This is a genomic window from Enterococcus sp. DIV0774 (assembly GCF_050539095.1).
Taxonomy (GTDB): domain Bacteria; phylum Bacillota; class Bacilli; order Lactobacillales; family Enterococcaceae; genus Enterococcus; species Enterococcus faecalis.
This window is the reverse complement of the sequence record NZ_CP172923.1, coordinates 1,513,112-1,535,103: the sequence shown is the minus strand read 5'-3', so window position 1 is coordinate 1,535,103 and position 21,992 is coordinate 1,513,112. Positions and strand designations below refer to the sequence as shown.

Sequence of the window (21,992 nt, the reverse complement as noted above, 5' to 3'; positions counted from 1 at the left end):
TCTGACGAACATGCATATTCCAGAAAATTATTTAAGCCCACAAACTTGCGCAGTGATGGGCGCGATTATGGTACCTATCTGGTACCGCGCGGTAAAAAAAGTTGACGTTCAAATTAAATTAAAAAAAGATACAGGGACCATGTTAGGGATTTCCTCCTCCTTGTCATTTTTAATAATGATGTTTAATTTGCCAGTACCTGGTGGAACAACTGCGCACGCTGTTGGGGCTGTTCTCATCGCATTATTGATGGGACCTTGGGCCGCGACGCTGTCTGTTTCGGTGGCTTTACTATTACAGGCTTGTTTATTTGGTGATGGTGGTATATTAGCTTTTGGTGCAAACGCCTTTTCTATGGCGTTTGTGATGCCATTCGTGGGATATGGAGTTTATAAGCTAGTTACGCGTATAAAAAAATTTGAAACAATGGGTCTTTTCTTAGCTGGGTATCTTGGTGTAAATGTTGCGGCACTTTCTACTTCTGTATTATTAGGTATCCAACCATTACTATTCCATGAAGCGAATGGTACGCCACTTTATAGCCCATATGGTCTTTCTATAACTATACCAGCAATGATGAGTGTCCATCTGTTAGTAATAGGAATTGTTGAAGGTCTCTTCACCGTGTGTGTCTATAATTTTGTAAAAAGTGTGTCAAAAGATGCAATTTTTATCGAAGAAAAGAAGAAAAGGACTCCGTTGTTGCGATTAAAGAGACTGTTATTGGTTATGGTAATTTTATGTCCATTAGGTTTGATTGATCATGCCACTGCTTGGGGTGAATGGGATTTATCTGAATTAGTCAAGAATTTAAAACAGAATCATTTACCTGCAGTACAACCAAAAGGTATGGTGAATGGTTTTTCATTTCATGCACTTTTCAGTGATTACTTTATTCCAGGACTGCCATTAGCACTTGGGTATATTTTAAGTGGCGTAACAGCCATAATCGTTTTTTTACTCATTTTTCGTTTATTTAATGGAAGAAGGCAAAGTTGATGCCTGAATGGATGAAAGAATCTTCCACGTCCTTTGAACCTAATAAAAAAGAAACCTTTATGCTTAAAAATCGAAAAGGAATCCTTTTTTTATTAAATAAATTTCAGGTGAGTGGGAAACGCAATAAGACTATTCTCAGTGATATACACCCAGCAATTCAACTGATCAGTACTTTTTTACTAATTGTTTTAATCAGCACAACACAAAAAGTTCTTGTTTTGTGGCTCTTAGGCATCTACCTAGGCATGTTACTTTTAGTTGAAAAACCAACTATTCTACGAAACATTGTCAAAAAATCTAGTATCCTCATTTTGATGCCGCTGATTATCTATTTACCGATCTTTTTTTTAGGTCAATTTAGTTTATTATTTATTGTTCATTTGTTTTTTTTAGCCATAGCGATTAGTCAATATATGGAAACAACCAACATGAATCAATTTATAGCAGCATTAAAAATCTTTCATTTTCCGAATATAATACTTTTACAATTAGATATTACGATTAAATATATCTTTTTCTTTGGAAATCTCTTAATCCAACTGCTTGCCGCTGTAGAAGCTAGAGCAGTTGGTGGGAATATCCAGTTGAGTACGGGTAGTAATTTAATCAGTCTTATTTCTTTAAAATCTTTTACGTATGGGAAAAAGTTGGATATGGTGATGGAAGCAAGAGGATATACTGGTCAATATTATCGAGTAAAGCAACCATTAAAAACGAAAGATTTTTTGGTTAGTATTGCCTATCTTTTATTTTTCGGGGGGTTGCTTTATTTAGGGAGGAACTAATATGTATCGAGTAAATCATTTGGTTTATCGCTATCAAACGAAGCCTGTTTTTTCGCCTTGTAATTTGGAAATAGCCAGAGGAGAATATCTGGTTTTGATGGGAGATAACGGCAGTGGAAAATCCACTTTTTTAAATTTGCTCGCAGGTTTTTTAAAACCTTCCGAGGGAACGATTTATTTTATGGAACAATCATTAACGGCCTGGAAAAAAGACCCTATTCATAAAAAGAAGTATTATGCTCATTTGGGTATATTATTTCAAGAGACGGACACACAATTATTTAATGCAACAGTTTATGACGAATTGGCATTTGGCCCTAGACAGCTCCAACTATCCGAGCATGAAACAGCAAAAAGAATTAATGATTGTTTGAATTTATTAAAAATTACCCATTTAAGCAATCAAGTGCCTTATCAATTATCGGGAGGAGAAAAGAAAAAAGTGGCTTTTGCTAGTCTGTTAGTAATGAATCCAGACGTGTATTTATTAGATGAGCCGTTTACTGGGTTGACAAAAGAATCGGAAAAATTATTTAAAAAGATAATAAAAAATCTGCATCAACTTGGTAAAACAATTATCCTTTCCGCCCATGACTATTTGAGTATTTGCGAGGAAGCTGATTCCATTATATTGTTTGATTCGGCTGTTACAAGGTACTCAAAGGAAGAGATAGAAGCCAATGCTAACTTGTTACAACATTTAAAACGGTATTAAGTGTACAAATATTGACAATAATTGATACTATGAATCGTGATTTTTTCTAATGTGGAGATGTCTATAATTAATTATGTAAAAGAAAATCAATAGGAGATGGTTTAAATGTCTGTCATGAAAACGAAAGAACAAAATTTAGTTCGCGAATTACAAAAAATGGATAAGTTGGCTGTTGCATATTCAGGTGGAATTGATAGCTCTTACTTGCTAAAAAAAGCTTTGGACACTTTAGGTGCTGAAAATGTACTTGCGGTTGTTGTAAATTCAGAATTATTTTCTGATGATGAGTTTGATAAAGCGGTCGATTTAGCTAATGGATTGGGAGCAAATGTGTTAGGCCTTGAAATGAGCGAATTAGCGGATGATAGAATTGTTGCAAATAACCCTAATAGCTGGTTCTACAGTAAAAAATTATTATATAAAACTATTCGTTCGGCTATTCAGAAAGAGGGATTTGATGTTCTGGCCGATGGGATGATTATGGATGATAATACTGACTTTCGTCCTGGATTAAGAGCAAGAGATCAAGAAGGGGTCATCAGTCCGCTACAACAAGCTAAATTATATAAAATCGAAATACGTCAACTTTCTAAAGACGCAGGTATTTCCAATTGGAGTAAAGTTGCCTCATGTAGCATTGCTTCAAGAATTCCTTATGGCATTAAGTTAACACGCTCAGCTATTGATCAAGTATTTGCTAGTGAAAAATATTTACGGGAAATAGGTTTTCCAATTGTCCGTGTCAGAGCACATCATGATTTAGCACGGATTGAAATTCCAGAAGACAAACTTTCTCTGTTATTAGAAAACAGAGAAAAAATTGCAGATTATCTTAAAAAACAAGGATTTAATTATGTAACTTTTGACTTAGAAGGATTTAAATCTGGCCGAATGAATGATATCCTCACAGAAACTGAAAAAAAGTTTTTTGTGAATGTTAGACAGATAAGTTTATAAAATTGAGTCGGTGTAACGGAGTCAGGACAGGGGCATTCCGTTACAAAAACCAAGTTTTCTGCTCGATTAGGTCGGTTGTTTTCATTGATTACTCTGCCAGTAGTTTATCAACTTTTAAGCCTAGGAAAAATTCCCTTTGGATTTTTCCTAGGCTTTTTGTCTATTTAATCATTTGATATTTGCTAAAAAGAAATTAGCTGTAGAATTTTTTAAGATTACCAGTGATTGTTCAATTTGAGGAAAATAAATGGATTGTTTGGACTGGTTGATTAGTCGATTATTTTGGGGATTCGTGAGTGAAAGTATTTGCTGTGAATAGTTAAATAACTCAGTGTTTAGTGTGTCTGGCCTAACTGGCGTTAATTTTTTTAAGTAGTATTGTGTTTTCATAAGTTCTAAAAGAAGCTCTTCCATAGCAGTTTGCATTTCCAACAGTTGATCATTTAGTTGTTTTTGTTGCATTAAGCTTTCAGCAGAGGCATCGTTACTATAAATAGGAGATTCAAGAACAATTTCTTGAATAGAATAGTTTACTCTACGTTGTACCCGATAAGCTAGTACCCAAGCATCACTTGGTAACGTGGTCTCTTCATTGATTAACGCTAGCAAAATAGAGCTGATCGTTTTTGACCAACTATTGATATTTTTACGTAATACTTGACTATGCCATGTTGGGAAAATAAAAAACATAACAAAAGCAATCAGCGCACCAATAATTACATCAAAAACTCTTGTATAGCCTGCAGAACTACCACCTAATGTGAAAGTTAACCAAGTGGTCACACTTAGCATTAGAAATGCTTGACTTAATTTACGGACGGTTTCATACAATATAACTAGCAAACAAGACAATAGCATTGGCCATAAAGGATTTAGGTTTGTTAAGTTAGCAATTAATTGAGACAAAAAAATGCCTAAACAACCACCTAAAATAGAACCAATAGTTCTTGAAGTGATTTTACCGAGTGTACCATGATAACCTGGCATAACCATTAAACAACCAGAAATAACTACCCAGAATTCGTGATTAGCTAAAGGCAAAGGGTACATGTAATTAAGAATAAGCGAACAAAAATGACACACTAAACCTGTTAAAGCTAAACGAATTGCGAATCTAGCAGAGCTGCCTTTGTAAGAATGAAGGATCTCTTTGGCTTCTGCAAGTCCTTCTTTTGTGGGTAAGAAAGATTTAAATGAGATTTTTTTAAAGGATTGTTCGTTTTGTATCAAAAGGATTGCTGATTTTATTTCGGTGTTTGCTGAAGCAAATTCTTGAAGAGGCAGGGTTAATTGTTCTCCTTTTAAAAAGAGTAGAATTGCTTTTAAAGCAGGAAGATTTTCAGCTGCATTGGTTGAATCTAACGAGCCTGCAATTGCATCTGCTTGTGAAACCAAGGGATAAATCCATGGTGTTTTTTGATGATTGACCCATGGCATCGTTTCAACAGATTCGCGTACTTTTATTCTGAAATGGACATAGCGTGCGGGTTTTCCTTGTGCTAATAAATATAATTGTTCATATAAATCGGCTACTAATTTTCGTGCTTCATTATTTTGCGGCTTAGAATAAAGACAATAGATTAAACAAAGGATGGACATACCTAAAATTATTGCACCCAGACCTTCAAAAGTTTGACCAATAGACAAATTGCCTTTTAATTGCGCACCAGCTAGTAAAGAAATGGTCCCAAAGAGACATCGAATATACAGACCAATACTAAAGTTTCTTACAATCCCCGAAAAATACAAACCAAGGACGAATAATAAAATAATGAATATACTTGACGACTGTAAAAGTATCCCCAGACTGGCACCAAGAAAAATCATTAAAATACCATCTATGGCACTTCTTTGTGGAGAGCTATGTCGTGGTAAGACACAAATTACAGTGCCCAAAAAGCTACCAACATTTACTAAAACAAAAGCGAAAGGAAAGACTATTGTTAGAACAGCACCAACAGCATTTGCAATAATGATACTAAGAACAAGGGCAAACCAGTTCTGTCTTGTATCAAAAGTTAGTATAGGGCGACTATACGCCCAAGACGATTCTAAGAAGACCTCAAAAAAATTTTTGATAGATAATTTCACAAAACATTCCTTCTTTAAAAATTTATTAAAAGCTAAAAAATTATTCCTCTGCTAGTATACACCTCTAAATTTTTTTTTCAAATTTGCTCTTTTTAAGAAAACTCACAATTATAGTCCAACATTAAGTTTAGCCATATATTTTTGTTGAATAAATTCTGTAAGCTCATGCCAACTTTCTTCATTTTCAATGGAATCTAAGTAGAAAATATCTTGATTAGAAGTAGCTTTTTCGAAGGAATCTGTGATGATGATATCCGCATTTGTGAAGTCTTCGGTAATAGAGATTGCGTTTGTATTATATAAGGAGGATAACCGTGTTTTAATAAAATAACTTGCATAAAAATCTTTGATAATTTGTAAATAGATTCTCACTTGTACTTTTTTTTCGGACACAGACAATGTGTAAAGCAGTTGACTGAGTAACTCTAAATGCGTTTCTTGGTGAACTAATTTTGCCACCGTTCGTTTTATTCGATTAAAGTATGCCACATCTGACGGAGTACAAATTTCTGGCTGCGGTAAATAAAGTGTTAAAAAAGTATAATAATTGCCCTCCGTTAAAAAGTACCAAGCATTAAAAATAGAAAGATAGTAAACGTATTGATAATCATGCTGATTTGTCAGTAAGTAGGCTACTTGCTTAAATAATTTTTTTGATAAGACACAATAAGGATGGTTAGATTCTATAAATAATTTTTCTATTTGTTTCGTTTGCTTTTCCGAAAAGATATAAGGGATAAAAATGCGAGATAAAAAATTAAAGTATAAAATTTCAGTTTTTCTTGTTTCGCATTGAATGTCAGCGAAGGAGTGTTCAAGAAAAAATAAAGTCACATGACTGTATTGATTGATCAGAATAAAAAAAGAATGCAGGTTTTTAGAGTGCGGCATCTTTAAGAAGTTTTGTGCACTTGTTCTAGTTTTAAATATCGCATATAAAATATAAAACGCTCTTTTCTTCATTCGGACATTTTTATAGGATCGTTCAAGAAGTTCATCGGGTAGACTTTTTTTTATTTCTTCAAGACTTATTTTAGAAAAAGGCCAAGCCAATTCTTGAAAGGAATCTTGTAGGAAAATGAAAGAAAACACTCGAATCGATAATTCATTGCCAGTTAATTGATAAATACCCTTAATACTAACGATCACTATATCAAAAATTTTAAAAAAGTTATTCAGTTGTTTCGTGATTTTTACCAGATAATGTTCAGAAATATATAAAACTTTAATTAATTCGTTTTTATCAATGGAAGAATGTGTGACCAATTGTACGCAATAATTAAATTGTACATTGTTTTTTAAAAGATTAAGTTTTAACGTGTAGGCGTATTCGACCGCGCTTTTTCGGTACGCTGGATTTACACAAACAATGCCATTATTGTTAGAGACAATAAAATGTTGGATTTGATAAGTATCCTCGAATTCTTGATTTATTTTTATCAGATTTTCTTTGACCGTTCTTTTTGAAATTTTTAAATTGGAAGAAATTTCATTTAATGATGTATGAGCTCGCTTGACTATATAAAATAAAATTTCTAGCTCATTCGTTAGGTAGGATGGAAACATGTTATGGACCTCCAAAAGTAAAATTTAGGTTCATTGTAGTCTACTTTCTTTAAATTTTTGTATTGATATGTTAACACAAGCACAATAAGAAGCGGCCATCACAATTAATGTACAGCCTTATACATTAATTGTGTGTGGCAAAGCAATTTCAATGTTGATAAGCTAGCAGTAGTTAGAATAATTATTATTTAGTTTCTAATTCCAAAAAAGGTCAAGGTGAGTAAGCAATGAAAAAAATCAACGAACAATTAAAAATGAAAATGCCAACCTACAAAAGAAAAAAAAGCATTGCTTATTTCTTTTACTCTTGTCTACTATTGGTATCGATTTCTTGTTTTTTGAGCGTGCATTTTCAAGAATGCGAGGCAGCTTCGCTCTATCAAGCGGGAGGGATAGCCATTGATTTGAGAACTGATTTACCTTATGGAATGGAGATAAGCCATGACGGTGGTGGTGGTCCTGATGGATCATTTGGAGGAAAATTACACGTAAAATTATACGGAACAGTGGACACTTCTCATACAGAAGCATTGAAGTTTCTTTCTTTTGGTACTGTAGGAATGCAATATGGACTGATGTTTCATTTGCCAGAAAATATAAGTGCAGATAATTTTAAAGCGGCTTATGACAAGGCTTTTGCGGATAATCCAGAAAATTTTTATTCAATTAGTGGACAAAAACACACACAAATACCAATTGTTAACACAAAAGGAATGCGGACGTTTAACGGTTCTTCAGAAGATGGTTCACCGGGATGGGGTGATCCTGATCAAGATTATAGCGGAATTGATACTGAGCATCAGGTGATGTTTTGTGAACGGGGGGACACTATTAATTTTTCTTTTACTAAACTTTATGAAATTTGGCGACATGAACCTGACAAATCGGCCATAAAATTTGAACTTCATTTTGATTTAGATGTTGCTACTTTAATGAAGGATGGCGATTCAAAGGATTATTCCCTCAATAAAAATTTAACGAAACATCGCTTACCAGTATCAAATGTTTTGTCAGATGGTACTGAAAGTGATCAATTTTCGTTGTCGGCAGATTTTTTTGGTCGAACTTACGAATCAGATACAACGAATACGGTTAATCATAATTGGCTATTGTTTAGTTCGGATATGTGGTTACGTGCGACAAGTTTAGCGGCAGCAGCAAAGCAAGATCCAAATAATTTGAATCATCAAATTATCACTGGAATCACTGGGAAAGTGGCTACTTGGTCTTCTTATATCTCGCCATGGGACAGCGGCGATAAAGACAATCCATTATCCAATTACAATACCCAAGATGCCTCTGAATATCCTGAAATACCTGAAAGCAAAACGATGTTACCAGGGGATTTTTTATCACCAAAGTTTACGATGAACCAAAGACAAGACAATCCGCTTAATTGGACAGATGGGTATGTTGCTCAACGGTTTGCGCGCGTAGTTAATTTTCATACTCACACAGTTGATCCTAAGGCCAATGTGAATGTCTCTTCACAACAACAAAACGGGTTAACAACCTATTTATTTAGTGGCAAAGATGGTTGTGGGCTGCCGTTAGTCAATCCGCCAGGAACGGATTCTTCAGAGCCCACAGATAAAACATATATGCGCATCACAATAGATCCATACCAAGTGCCAAGTTTAGAAAAGGCAGCTTTTGTTAAAGGTCAAACAACATTTCACCCGCAACAAAAGATACCAGTAGAACTAACCGTTAAGGCTCCGACAACTAGAAAAGTTCAGATTGAAGAAAAAATTTCAGGTGCTGCCCAAACTGATTTTCATAAAATTGGGGAGCAAGATTTAAAAAATTTACCAGTCACAGATGATTGCGTTAGTTTTAACTGTTTAGCAGATGCTTTACCAACTTCAGGAGATTACACATTAACATTTAGAATTCTTGATGTTGATGATACATCTAAAAGCTACTCAAATGAGAAAAGTTTAGCTGTACACATTGATCAAGCGCAAATTAAAGTTAAATCTCAAGATACGGTTTATCAATATACTCAATGGCAACCAGAAAGTGAAGTGACTAGCCTACAAACACCAGATGGTAAAAAAGGTGATTTTCGAGACGTAAGTGTCACCATATATAAACTGGACGGAGAGCAAAAGGTCCCAGTAGATGCGGTGGATACAAAAGTGGTTGGTAAATATGAAATTGATTATAACTACCTAGGATTAGAGGCGCAGACTGCACTAGAAGTCATTCCCTCTTCAGCTCATATTGGTGCACATAACGGCAGCTTTTCTGTAGGGACGCCCTTCGATCCAAAACGTCTTTTTGATAGTGCAACAGATAATGATGGACAGTCCATTCCTTATAGTAAGATAACGATTCGCTATACGCCTAAGCAGGTAAACGATGAAGTAGCGGGCATCTATAGAATTACTTATGATATCTCTAAAATAGTAGGTTTTAGTAAAAGTGTTACTGTTGATTGGACCTACTATTACTCTAATCGTCTAGACTTTTATCACTTATCTGAACAACTAATGCCTTTTGAGAACGTAAAATTTAATGGCCAAGATCAAACACAGACATTAAAAAGTTGTGAGATGAACATTGAAGATACGGGGGATCCTAATCGGACAACTGGCTGGCAGCTTGAAGTAGCCTATAATTTAAATGATCAGAAAACACAAGCGTGGAAAGACGCAGGGCTTGATCTCACGCTAAATCCAAAGTCAGTCGATTATGTAACAACTGAGCAAAATATTATGGTTAACGATGAGCAACAATTAGTAGCTGATGTAAGTAACCAATCTATCAAAAATAAAAAAGTTTTGACGAAATTACAATTATTGCCCACATTAACTATTTCAAAAGTCACACCTGCTGATAAATATGAAGCTCAGTTAATTTGGAACTTAGAAGCAACACCGTAAGGGAAGAGGGAATAGCTGTGAAATGGTTTATCTATGATTTATTGTTTGTTGCCTTTATTCTTGGTTTGCCAATTCAAGCACAAGCTGAAGACAAGACAACTGACGCACAAGCTGGCACAAAAGTCATGGTAATAGTGAAAGAGAGTGAGGATATTGTTCCACATCCCAATGAGCTTATACCTCAGACTAACGATATGCCAACTTCACGAGGACAACCTAATTTTTTACCAAAAACAAACGAGATTACGTCTCAAGAGACGCTTTTAGGAATCGTGGTACTCGGAGGTACATTAATCGTCGGACTTTATAAAGAAAAGAGGAAAAATAATGAATAAAAAAATAATTGGTTTAACTGTCACTTTAGGAACGGGAATCTTTTTAATTGGACAACAAACTGTGAATGCGGCTGATAATACCAATACCACAGCGAATGTGTCGGTTTTAGGTGGCGGATTAACCATTACACCATTAGCACAAATTAACTTTGGGACGGTGACAAAAGACGGCCAAGATCATACGCAACCAGATCAAAGCAAGTCGCAACTTATCATTAATGATAATCGTGGGACAACGAATACAGGTTGGTATCTGACAGCGAATTTAGAAGATAAAGGAAAAGGTGTTACTGGCTTAGACGGAATGACACTTCATTTAGACACTAAAAAACCTGACGGATCTTCTGAAAAAGGTACCTTTACGGGCGTTGATTTAACCACAGATGCTTCAACCATTATTTCGCTAGATAAAAGTGATATCCGTTTATCAGACACTGTCACGACAGCCGATTTAAATGCAACGCTAAATATACCTAAAAGTATTGCTGCAAATACCTACTCTGGGACCATCGTCTGGAATGCCATCGATGGAGCACCCGCCTAAGAATTTAACATAAAACGATGTAAGAAAACGAGGCAGATAAATTGAAAAGAATTTTAAAGATACTTTTTATATTGACTATTTTCTGTTTAGGTGGAGCGATGCGTGCCTGGGCAGAGCCGTCTAATACCAATAGTTCAGCAACAATTGACAATGCGAATGCGTATACAGTCACACCCGTTTTCGGAGCAACTCAAAATAACAAAACCAGTAATTTTTTTGATATGACATTAACTCCGAAACAAAAAGATACATTCAAATTAACGATAACCAATACTACGCCGAACCCTCAAAAATTTAAAGTTCAGGTAAATACAGCAACAACAAATAGTAATGGGATAGTTGACTATACAAAAAGTAGCTTTGAAAAAGATCCATCGATGAGTTTGGTACTTAGTGATTTGATTAGTCCCAATAGGAAGGACATTATTGTTCCTGGTAAACAATCACAAACGATTGATTTTCAAATAACGATGCCAGAAAAGTTATTCTCAGGAATTTTATTAGGTGGAGTGACGATTCGACCTGTAGAGATAGCTGGGGACCAAAGCAAGGGTGGGATTCAAAATGTTTATATGCATACGATTGCTATTCGGGTGAATGAAACAGCAGAGACCATACCTGCAAAATTGGAAAGTGGTTCTGTTAAAATTGGGCAAATTAACCGCCACAATACTGTTTCGATGGAAATTAAAAATCCACAGCGGAAGTTATTGTCAAAAGTCGAAGGAGATTTTTTTGTTAAAGAAAAAGGAACAAACAAAACGATCATTCACGAAAAGAAAAATAATCTTAGTTTTGCACCAAACACAAGGTTTGACCTACCTATTTTACTGAAAGATTCGTTTAAACCTGGAGACTATACCTATACCATTAAGTTGAAAAACCATGAGGGGAGCTGGACGTTCTCAAAAGATTTCACGATAAACAAAAAGCAAGCTGATCAGTATAATAAGCGTTCTGTTGATCATAAAGCCAAAAACCTTCACTGGCTTAAGTACCTCATGGCCTTTTTAATTCTAGTTATTTTAGGTGCCGTCTGCTATATCTTAGGAAAAAAGAAGGGAAAAATGAAGTTGTAAAACCTGCCTTTAAAATAGTTGACAATTATGCAGAAAAAATCATGCCAGTATGAATTATCTATGACATAAGGGAAGAATAGCTGTCTAGCAAGGATAAATTGTCAAATTAGCGTTAATTTACGCAAGTCATTGGTGTTCCTTATTTTGGAAAGTAGTATTATACTATTATTGTTCAATGATTCACAATAGAAACAAGGGGGAAAGAACCATGTATAAAGCAATTGTCGCAGCAAAAGGAAAAACAACAAAAATTGTTGAAAAAGAATCGCGTCCATTGAAAGATAATGAAGCGCGGTTGAAAATGGAAGTCTGTGGTGTCTGTCATACGGATTTACACGTTAAGAATGCAGATTTTGGTGATGTTAGCGGTTGTACCTTAGGTCACGAAGGAATTGGGATTGTGACGGAGGTTGGAAAAGACGTTACTAGTTTAAAGATTGGTGATCGTGCATCTGTTGCATGGTTTTATGAAGGCTGCGGGCATTGCGAATATTGTACTTCTGGTCGAGAAACGCTTTGTCGTTCAGTAAAAAATGCTGGATATACAGTTGATGGTGCCATGGCCGAAGAATGCATCGTCACAGACGGTTATGCGGTGAAAGTACCAGAAAATTTAGCATCAGAGCCAGCTTCCTCTATTACTTGTGCAGGGGTAACAACCTACAAAGCGATAAAAGAATCTGGGATTCGTCCAGGTCAATGGCTAATGATTTCAGGATTAGGTGGGCTAGGTAATCTAGCTTTACAATATGCCAAACATGTCTTTAATGCCAAAGTAGTAGCTGTTGATGTGAATGATAATCAGTTAGCTTTTGCGAAAGAAATGGGTGCTGATCTTTTAATTAATCCAGTTAAAGATCCTGATTTTGCTGCACAACTTCAAAAAGAAATTGGCGGTGTCCATGCAGCAGTAGTCACTGCGGTAGCTAAATCAGCATTTAATGGCGCAGTCGATGCAGTCCGTGCGGGAGGAACGGTTGTCGCCGTTGGATTGCCTGTTGAGACAATGGATTTATCTATTCCACGTCTTGTTCTTGATGGCATTCACGTAGTCGGATCGTTAGTTGGAACCCGTCAAGATTTAAGCGAAGCTTTCCAATTCGGTGCAGAAGGAAAAGTTGTTCCTGTTTGTCAAACACGTCAACCAGAAGAAATTAATGCTATTTTTGAAGAAATGGAACAAGGAAAAATTCGCGGGCGAATGGTCATTGATTTTCGCAGTTAATTTAGTTTTTTAGTGATTCGTTGATTTAATCTGAAAACCATGAAAGGATGGATGGAATGTTTGCGAATCTTACTCTCCGTGAGAGACGACTGCTTAAGCAAGCACAAGTGGGAGCCACAATTAGCTTTATTCTTTTGTTTGTACCAATTCTGACAATCAGTCTTTTGCATACCAGTGATTTATTAGCAAAATGGCTAGGTATAGTTGGGGTAATTATGGTTTTACCATTGTTGTATTTTGCGTGGCAGATTTTAAAGATAGCCTATAAAGATCAAAAAGATAATCCAACGCCTCCTTTATGGGTTCCGAAAGTTTATGGGATTGGGCTTTCGATCAATCCCTATCACCGGTTTGGAAAGTTAATTTTTATATTGCTAGCGGTACTGATAGTTGGCATCATCATTAGTTTGCTTTTCACACCAGCAAGTCAAATCAATCACTAAAAACAATTATTAAACACCCTCTTGCTGAGCAGGAGGGTGTTGATTATTTTTAAATAGACTAGATTTGAGCAACAGGTATTAGATTTTTGAAAAAAGTCTTTCTTTTTCTGATGTGGATATTTTCGCAATAAAATCATCATTATAAGTGAATTAACAGGTTTATCAAGGGTTAATACTTGTTAATGGTGGCTGCTATAATTAACCGTTGACAAACACAAAAAAACCATCATACGATAATTATGTTATTAAAAAAGTGAAAAATTGGTAGTCAACAAATGAAAACGCATTCATTAGGAAATTGTGATTCTGTACTAAAATTTTTATATAAGATGAAAATGGATTGTTTTCATTTAATATTTTATTGAAAGGATGTGTTTAGGAAGGGTTTACTGAAACTGACTTGCTTACAGTCTCAGTAAACTAAGAAAATCGTTATGACTTTTCATCTGGATAAAACTTTGTTGGGTTTTGGATTTTGTGAGTAATTGTGTCGGAACTATTCTATGGGGAGCAATTTTAAGGAGGAAAAAATGAACAAAGAGTATCAGGGTAAAAAAATTTACGGTAAAAAGCACTGGTTGACATTTTTATTAGTGAGTTCGTCTGTATTGGCGTTCCATTCGTTTGTTACGATGGATTCTCAAGTGGTTGATGCGCAAGAGCAAACAGCAAAAGAAGACGTAGCTGATTCAGCAACGTCAGTCGGAGCAATTGTGTCGATTGAAAAAGCGGAGAAAAACTTTGTCATTACGTATGCTTCTGGCAAAAAAGCACAAATTAGTATTTTAAACGACCATCTTTTTCGCTATCATCTAGATCCAACTGGTAAATTTGAAGAATATCCAACGCCAAATGATCCAAAGCATGTTGCGAAAATTACGGCTAAAACAATGGCCGACTATGGCACACAAGCCTTTGAGCAAACGAACATCACAGATTCAGGAAACCAATTTATTCTAGAAAATAATGGTTTAAAAATTATATTCGAAAAAGAAAGCGCTTTAATGAAGGTTCTAGACAAGAAAAAGAATCAAGTTATTTTAGAAGAAACCGCTCCGCTATCCTTTAAAAATGATAAAGCTACACAAACGTTAAAACAAAGTAGTCAAGAAAATTATTTTGGCGGAGGAACTCAAAATGGTCGATTTACGCATAAAGGAACAGCTATCCAGATTGTCAATACGAACAATTGGGTAGATGGCGGAGTAGCATCGCCTAACCCATTTTATTGGTCAACTGCAGGGTATGGCGTTGTTCGAAATACATGGAAACCTGGCAACTATGATTTTGGAAGTCATGATCCACAGACAACCACAACAACGCACGAAGGAACAGATTTTGATGCCTTTTATTTCTTTAATGATTCCTCAGCAGGTATTTTAAAAGATTACTATGAATTAACCGGGAAACCAGCTTTGATGCCAGAATACGGGTTCTATGAAGCGCATTTAAACGCATATAATCGGGACTATTGGGTGAAAGTAGCAGAAGGAACCGCGGGAGCAGTTAAGTTTGAAGATGGTAATTTTTACAAAGAATACCAACCAGGCGATCTAGGAAACTTAAATGGCACGCTAGAATCTTTAAATGGAGAAAAAGAGAATTATCAATTTTCTGCACGCGCAGTTATTGATCGATATAAGAAAAACGATATGCCGTTAGGGTGGTTCTTGCCAAATGACGGTTACGGTGCTGGCTATGGCCAAACAGATTCATTGGACGGCGATGTACAAAACTTAAAAGAATTTACAGAGTATGCTCAAGCCAATGGTGTTGAAGTGGGGCTGTGGACCCAATCTAATCTCCATCCAGCGGATCCTAAAAATCCTAAAAAAGGAGAACGGGATATTGCGAAAGAAGTTAGTGTCGCTGGTGTTAAAGCCCTCAAAACTGACGTGGCGTGGGTTGGGTATGGGTATTCCTTTGGCTTAAATGGTGTAGAAGATGCTGCAAATGTTTTTGTAAAAGAAACAGACGGCGCAGTTCGTCCGATGATTGTCTCATTAGATGGTTGGGCCGGAACCCAACGGCACGCTGGTATTTGGACAGGCGATCAAACGGGTGGTCAATGGGAATATATTCGCTTCCATATCCCAACATATATCGGGACTTCATTGTCTGGCCAACCAAATGTTGGTTCAGATATGGATGGAATTTTTGGTGGAAAAAATAAAGAGGTCAACATACGTGATTTCCAATGGAAAACTTTTACACCAGTGCAGCTAAATATGGACGGCTGGGGCTCCAATCCAAAAACGCCATTTGCTTTTGATCAAGAAGCCACAGATTTGAACCGAGCGTATCTAAAATTAAAATCAATGATGATGCCTTATAACTACAGTATTGCCAAGGAATCAGTTGATGGACTACCAATGGTACGGGCCATGGCTTTAGAATTTCCTAATGAAGGAACAGCATATACAAAAGATTCTCAATACCAATATATGTGGGGACCCAATTTACTCGTTGCCCCAATTTATAATGGCAATCAAGATGAGGCAGGAAATTCAATCCGTGATGGAATCTACTTACCAGATGAAAAACAAGTCTGGGTTGACTTATTTACAGGCGAAAAATATCAAGGTGGCCGTGTCTTAAATGGAGTAAAAACACCGCTGTGGAAGGTGCCCGTTTTCGTCAAAGATGGTAGTATTATCCCAATGACGAATCCAAACAACAATCCAAAGGAAATCCAACGGGATCAACGATCTTTCTTGATTTATCCAAATGGCGCCACTTCTTTTAATATGTATGAAGATGACGGAATTTCAACTAGTTATGAAGCTGGGCAATCAGCTACGACTAAAATAAATAGTCAAGGCCCTAAATCAAACGAAAAAGGGGATCTGACCGTTACTATCGAACCGACAAAAGGAAGTTACAAAGGCTTTGTTGATGAACGAAGCACCACGCTTGATTTGCTAGCTTCAGAAGCGCCCGAAAGCGTAACAGCAATGGTGGGGGGAACAGAAGTAACCTTGAAACAAGCAGCTAATAAAGAAGAATTTTTAGCTGGCACAAATCTATATTATTTTGATAAAGAATTCCAAGTGAATCAGTATCTTTCTGAAGCTTCAGGAGAAAAACTGAACCAATCAGCGTTATCAGTAAAACTAGCGAAACAATCTGTGACCGCCAAAGATGTTCAAATAACTGTCAAAGGTTTCATTAATAAAGGAACGGTTGACGGAGGAAATACAACGGTCGATGACCAGTTAACTATTCCGGCAAATGTCGCAATCAATGAAGAAAAAACAACGCCATCTTCTTTGACTCTTCAATGGGATCAAGTAACTGAGGCAACAAGCTATGAAGTAGAGCGTGACGGGACTGTTTTCGGAAATATTCAAACGAATACAGCAACATTTGATGGATTTTCCTTCCTAAGCGAACATACTTTTCGAGTTCGAGCTGTTGGAAAAAACGGGGTCTCTGAATGGAGTGAACCGATTAAAGGGAAAACACAAGATGATCCCTATAAAGAAACAATTAATCAAGTCAAAGCAACAAGTAATTTACCAGAACAACCGGGTGCAGAATTGAAGAAATTAACAGATAAAGATTTAAGTACAGGTTGGCATACGAACTGGTCAACCGGCATCGCTAATCCAAGTGATGGAAATTTCTTGTCTTTAAAATTTGATCTTGGTGCGGAGTATCAAATGGATAAAATTGAATACTTGCCAAGAGACAATGCCGGCAACGGAAATATTTTGCAACTCCAGTATCGGACGTCGAAAGATGGAGCTAATTGGACAGAGTTTTCAGAACCTATTAACTGGAAGCAAGATGCTTTGACAAAAACCATTGAAACGAAGGACCAAGCGTATCGTTTTGTTGAAATGAAGGTATTAAAATCGGTGGGTAATTTTGGCTCTGGTCGTGAGATGCTCTTTTACAAACAACCAGGAACAGAAGGAATCTTACATGGAGACATTACTAACGATGGAACGATTGATGAAAATGATGCAATGAGTTATCGAAACTATACAGGCTTAGAATCGGTGGACAGTGACTTTAATGGCTATGTTGAAAAAGGTGATTTAAATAAAAATGGGGTAATTGATGCTTATGATATCAGTTATGTTTTACGACAATTAGATGGTGGGATTGAGATACCTGATGTCGAAGAAATTGCGGGCGGTTTATCCCTTGCTGTGGTTAATGAAAATGGCAAGGATACCTATCTTCCTGGCGATACATTAACCTTTACACTTAAAGGTCAAGACTTAAAAAACATTAATGCGTTAAGCACAAAAATGTCCTTTGATTCTAGCAAATTTGAACTTGTCGGTCAGCCTGCAACCACGAATAATACAAAACAAATGGAAAATTATTCTAAATATCGGAAACATTCAAATGATGTGGAGAATCTATATTTAGTTCTTAGTAATCAAGGAAATAAACAATTGTTAAATGGTTCAATGGACTTAGTTACCTTTAAAGTTAAAGTAAAAGAAACAACTCGCGTAAAACGTGCGACAACTGTTGAGCAGCCATTACAATTTGATATGAGTCAAGGCTTATTAGTAGGCCAAGGATTCCAACAAGCCACACTTTCAGATTTTTCTGTAACAGTGAAGCCCACAGAGCTAGTAGATAAAGAGTTATTACAAGCGCTAATTACGCTAAATCAAGCACGTGTCGAAAAAGAATATACGCCTGAAACTTGGGCAATTTTTAAACCAATCTTAGATGAGGCAGTAGCTGTTCTAGCCAATGAACAAGCCACACAGACAGACGTTTCTGCTGCCGCGGAAAACCTAGAAAAGGCTGCAAGTCAGTTGGAAAAAATGCCTGATGTAGCGAATAAAGCTGATTTAGAAAAAGCAATTCAAGAGGGGCTAGCGAAGAAACCAAGTGATGGGCAAGAATTCACCGAAGAAACTAAAAAAGTTCTTGAAGAGTCATTAGCAGCAGCTCAAAAAGTATTTGCTCAAGAAAAAGTTACCCAAGAAGAAATAGACCAAGCGACTAAAACATTGCGTGAAGCAATTGCACAATTAAAAGAACAACCCGTCGCCGTTGATAAGGAAACCTTAAAAGAGCAAATCGCTCAAGCCCGAGGAAGAAAGCCGGAAGAAGGATACCAATTTACAAAAGAAACAGAAAAACAATTGCAAGAAGCAATTCAAGCGGCTGAAGCAATCGTAGCGAAAGAAACGGCGACAAAAGAAGAAGTCTCAGCGGCTCTAAACGCATTGGAAACTGCAATGGCTCAATTAAAAGAAGTACCACTTGTAAATAAAGACCAATTACAAGAAGTTGTCAAACGAGCGCAGCAAGTCACTCCAAGTGAAGGGCACCAATTTACTGCCTCCTCGTTACAAGATTTACAAAAAGCGCTTTTAGCAGCTAAAAACACATTGGAAAACCCAGCAGCTAATCAAAAAATGATTGATGAAGCGGTTGCTGAATTAACTAGTGCCATCGATGGGTTACAAGAAGAAGCGTTAGTTACAGATAAAAAAGCCTTAGAGGCAATGATAGCCAAAGCAAAAGCAATCAAACCATCTGCCGGAAAAGAATTTACCAGCGAGTCTAAAGCGCGCTTAACTGAAGCAATTGACCAAGCGGAAGGGATTTTAGCTGATAAAAATGCTCGGCAAGAACAAATTGATACTGCTGAAAAAAATGTAAAAACTGCTTTGGATAGTTTAGAGGAACAAGTCCTTCAAGCGGATAAAACAAAGTTGAGAGAACTGCTTCAAAAAGCAGAAACCTTGAAACCTAAAGCAGCAAAACAATTTACAAAAGCATCGCAAGAAGCTTTAGCTGAAGCAATTAAACAAGCAAAAGCACTTGTTGAGGACCCAAATGCGACGCAAGAAGCTGTGGACAAATGTTTAAGTATTTTAGCACAAGCCATTGAAGCAATGGCAGAAGAGCCAATCAGTAGCAACTCTACAGGCAACAATGGAAATCATGGCACGGTTAGCGGGACTGGTGGTGTAACCAGTCCAGGAAAGGGCACAGCAGCAGGTGGAACGACAACAAAAACCACCACTTCTGGTACTTTGCCAAAAGCAAATGAAGTTGTTTCGCCAATCTGGTCAATCAGTGGTTTTCTATTGATAGTAAGTATTGGTTTAGGAAAATTATTCTTCAAAAATAAAAAAGACCAAAATTAGCGTATCATTAACTTACAAGGCGCATTTGTACAAAAACAGTGTGCAAATGCGCAAGTAAGTAATAGGAGAGGATTTTTACGAATGAAAAGAAAGAAAATCAAGAATCAACTACTTGTTTTAACAAGTATTCTCGTTCTTCTGAGTTTGGAAGTCGCTCCAGTTGTTACGTTGGCTGCAGAATTACCAAGTAGCTCGCTACAAACAGCTCTGTCCTCGGAAACGACAATTACTTCGGAAGAAAAAGTAATTGAAACAACCGAAACAACTGTTGCTACATCGACAACGTCCACTAGTAGTTCGTCATCTGAATCAAGTAGTTTTACCGATACGACTACCGAATCAACGAGTCAGTCAACGACAGAAACGACAACCACAAATACTAGTTCTGAAACAAAAAAAGAACCTACAGAGCCAACGGTATCATCAGAAATCACGCAGCCTGTTGAACAATCGCAACCACCACAAGTTCCTGTGACCAAGCAAGAACCTGAAGAACCTATTCAAGTTCCTGAAGCCACCAATAACGTTGTTGAAGAAAATCAGGCTGTATCGTTAAATCCGTCCCTCAAAGTAGATGAAATAGCTTCTTCAAATTTAAAAGGCTACGAACTTCCACTGTTGTCGTCTTTTGGCGAAAAGAAACGGGCAGTCGTGGTGGCTGAAGCATTAAGACACGTTGGGAAAACAAAAAAAGAATTTAATTTGACGGAGCAAGTATTGACCAGTAGTTTCCTTGCCCAAAAAATTTACCAACAATTATTTAAAATAGACATTGGCAGTACGCCGCAAGAACAAATGACATTTGGTAAAGTTCGTTCTATAGAGGAGGCAGAACCTGGTGATCTGATTTTTTGGCAAACAGCTGAAGGAAAAACGCTTCAAAATGGTGTTTATCTTGGCCAAGGAAAATATTTAATTGCCGCAGCGGAAGCGGATTCTAAAGAGAAACCAGAAGTAATCGCTCAGTTAGAGAATATCTATACTGCCAAACAACAACCAGACTCAAAAGAGGAAAAACGCTTGGTAGTGACTAATCCTTTTAAGGAGTTCACATTAACGGAGTATGGTAAAGAAGTTTTAGCAACATATGGTGCGTCATTTGAAATGCAGAAGTCAGAACAAACCACAGCGTTTATTAAAAAAATTGGTGAGACAGCCAGAGAACTTGGCGAAAAATACGATGTTTTTGCATCAGTGATGATAGCTCAGGCCATTTTAGAAAGTGGCTCTGGCGAAAGTCAACTAGCCAAAGAACCTTATTATAATCTCTTTGGCGTGAAAGGTTCGTTCCAAGGAAATAGTGTTAGCTTTTCAACAAAAGAGGCTGATCAGAGGGGCCAACTTTATACAATTTCCGCTGGGTTTCGCGATTACGGTGGCTATAATGACTCACTGCAAGATTATGTTCAATTACTCCGACAAGGGATTGACGGAAATCAAGATTTTTATAAACCAGCGTGGCGTTCGGAAGCCAAAAACTACCTTCAAGCAACGCGTTTTTTAACAGGTAAATATGCAACAGACAAGCAATACGATAATAAATTAAATTCGTTAATTGCGGTTTATAACTTAACGCAATTTGATTTACCAAAAACAGTGGACGGTTTGATTATCCAATCTAAAAATGAGCTGTCGGAAGCGGAACAGCAACAAATGCATTTTCCAGTCTATGATGGGATCAATTATAATCGAAGTGGTAGCTATCCCGTGGGCCAATGTACGTGGTATGTCTATAATCGTTTCAAACAGTTGGGCACTTCTGTGGATGAATTTATGGGAAATGGCAGTGACTGGGGAAGAAAAGGACGTGCATTAGGCTATCAAGTTAGTTCATTGCCTAAAGCTGGTCGTGCGATTAGTTTCCAACCAGGAGTTGCTGGCGCAGATAATCAATATGGACATGTTGCTTTTGTTGAAGCGGTCACTTCTGATGGAATCATTATTTCTGAAAGCAATGTCATCAATGATCAAACGATTTCGTATCGTGTCTTACCTAATGTAATTGCTTATAGTAGTGGCGTGACCTACATTGGCGCTTAATCGACTCATTCAACAGGAAGAACTGTGGATGTTTAAGTAAAAAATTAGCACAATGATCCATGTGTGAACTAACAAATTAAAATAACCAGAATCGACCAATGAATTGATTTTGTCATGTATAAAATGACAAGAACAGTTTGGCGGTTGATTCTTTGTTTTTCATCAACGAAGAGACAATAGTCCTCATGATTCGTTA

General features: G+C 36.8%; 13 protein-coding genes and 1 pseudogene. 12 read left to right on the top strand and 2 right to left on the bottom strand.

Annotated elements, in window-relative coordinates:
• Positions 1-10 precede the first annotated feature (10 nt).
• The 4 genes and pseudogenes from cbiM (at position 11) to larE (ending at position 3,438) form a co-directional block, all read left to right on the top strand.
• Complete coding sequence (gene cbiM, locus IGL86_RS07445) at positions 11-997, top strand: cobalt transporter CbiM (RefSeq protein ID WP_033625850.1); 987 nt, start codon at positions 11-13, stop codon at positions 995-997.
• Entirely contained in the window at positions 997-1,782 is a 786-nt protein-coding gene (locus tag IGL86_RS07440) for an energy-coupling factor transporter transmembrane component T family protein (protein ID WP_033625848.1), read from the top strand. The genes cbiM and IGL86_RS07440 overlap by 1 nt, the downstream gene beginning before the upstream one ends.
• Before the next feature lies 1 nt (position 1,783).
• Complete coding sequence (locus IGL86_RS07435) at positions 1,784-2,497, top strand: ABC transporter ATP-binding protein (RefSeq protein WP_033625846.1); 714 nt, start codon at positions 1,784-1,786, stop codon at positions 2,495-2,497.
• A 105-nt stretch (positions 2,498-2,602) separates the two neighbouring features.
• Positions 2,603-3,438: pseudogene (larE, locus tag IGL86_RS07430) on the top strand (ATP-dependent sacrificial sulfur transferase LarE).
• Positions 3,439-3,622: 184 nt separating this feature from the next.
• Here the strand turns inward: larE and IGL86_RS07425 are convergent.
• Positions 3,623-5,545 carry an FUSC family protein gene (locus IGL86_RS07425; RefSeq protein ID WP_033625842.1) on the bottom strand — a complete coding sequence of 641 codons (1,923 nt, stop codon included), beginning with the start codon at positions 5,543-5,545 and terminating at the stop codon, positions 3,623-3,625.
• 108 nt (positions 5,546-5,653) lie between these two features.
• Complete coding sequence (locus IGL86_RS07420; RefSeq protein WP_010710266.1) at positions 5,654-7,111, bottom strand: helix-turn-helix domain-containing protein; 1,458 nt, start codon at positions 7,109-7,111, stop codon at positions 5,654-5,656.
• A gap of 227 nt (positions 7,112-7,338) precedes the next feature.
• On the opposite strand from IGL86_RS07420, the gene IGL86_RS07415 reads away from it, so the two are divergent.
• The 8 genes from IGL86_RS07415 to IGL86_RS07380 all read left to right on the top strand — a co-directional run bounded on the left by IGL86_RS07415 (position 7,339) and on the right by IGL86_RS07380 (position 21,796).
• A complete protein-coding gene (locus tag IGL86_RS07415) occupies positions 7,339-9,999 on the top strand; it encodes a bacterial Ig-like domain-containing protein (protein ID WP_033625839.1) in 2,661 nt (886 codons plus the stop codon).
• Complete coding sequence (locus IGL86_RS07410; protein WP_016618298.1) at positions 9,975-10,334, top strand: LPXTG cell wall anchor domain-containing protein; 360 nt, start codon at positions 9,975-9,977, stop codon at positions 10,332-10,334. Before IGL86_RS07415 ends, IGL86_RS07410 begins: the two co-directional genes overlap by 25 nt.
• On the top strand, positions 10,327-10,878 hold the full coding sequence (locus tag IGL86_RS07405) for a hypothetical protein (protein ID WP_002357217.1): 552 nt from the start codon (positions 10,327-10,329) through the stop codon (positions 10,876-10,878). Before IGL86_RS07410 ends, IGL86_RS07405 begins: the two co-directional genes overlap by 8 nt.
• A gap of 98 nt (positions 10,879-10,976) precedes the next feature.
• Positions 10,977-11,957 (top strand): DUF916 and DUF3324 domain-containing protein, encoded by a 981-nt coding sequence (locus IGL86_RS07400; protein WP_033625837.1) that lies wholly within the window; start codon positions 10,977-10,979, stop codon positions 11,955-11,957.
• A 208-nt stretch (positions 11,958-12,165) separates the two neighbouring features.
• On the top strand, positions 12,166-13,182 hold the full coding sequence (gene adhP, locus IGL86_RS07395) for an alcohol dehydrogenase AdhP (protein WP_010817394.1): 1,017 nt from the start codon (positions 12,166-12,168) through the stop codon (positions 13,180-13,182).
• Positions 13,183-13,229: 47 nt separating this feature from the next.
• Complete coding sequence (locus IGL86_RS07390; RefSeq protein WP_002361986.1) at positions 13,230-13,625, top strand: hypothetical protein; 396 nt, start codon at positions 13,230-13,232, stop codon at positions 13,623-13,625.
• 503 nt (positions 13,626-14,128) lie between these two features.
• A complete protein-coding gene (locus tag IGL86_RS07385; RefSeq protein WP_033625835.1) occupies positions 14,129-19,756 on the top strand; it encodes a TIM-barrel domain-containing protein in 5,628 nt (1,875 codons plus the stop codon).
• An 81-nt stretch (positions 19,757-19,837) separates the two neighbouring features.
• Complete coding sequence (locus tag IGL86_RS07380) at positions 19,838-21,796, top strand: amidase domain-containing protein (RefSeq protein ID WP_033625833.1); 1,959 nt, start codon at positions 19,838-19,840, stop codon at positions 21,794-21,796.
• Positions 21,797-21,992 lie beyond the last annotated feature (196 nt).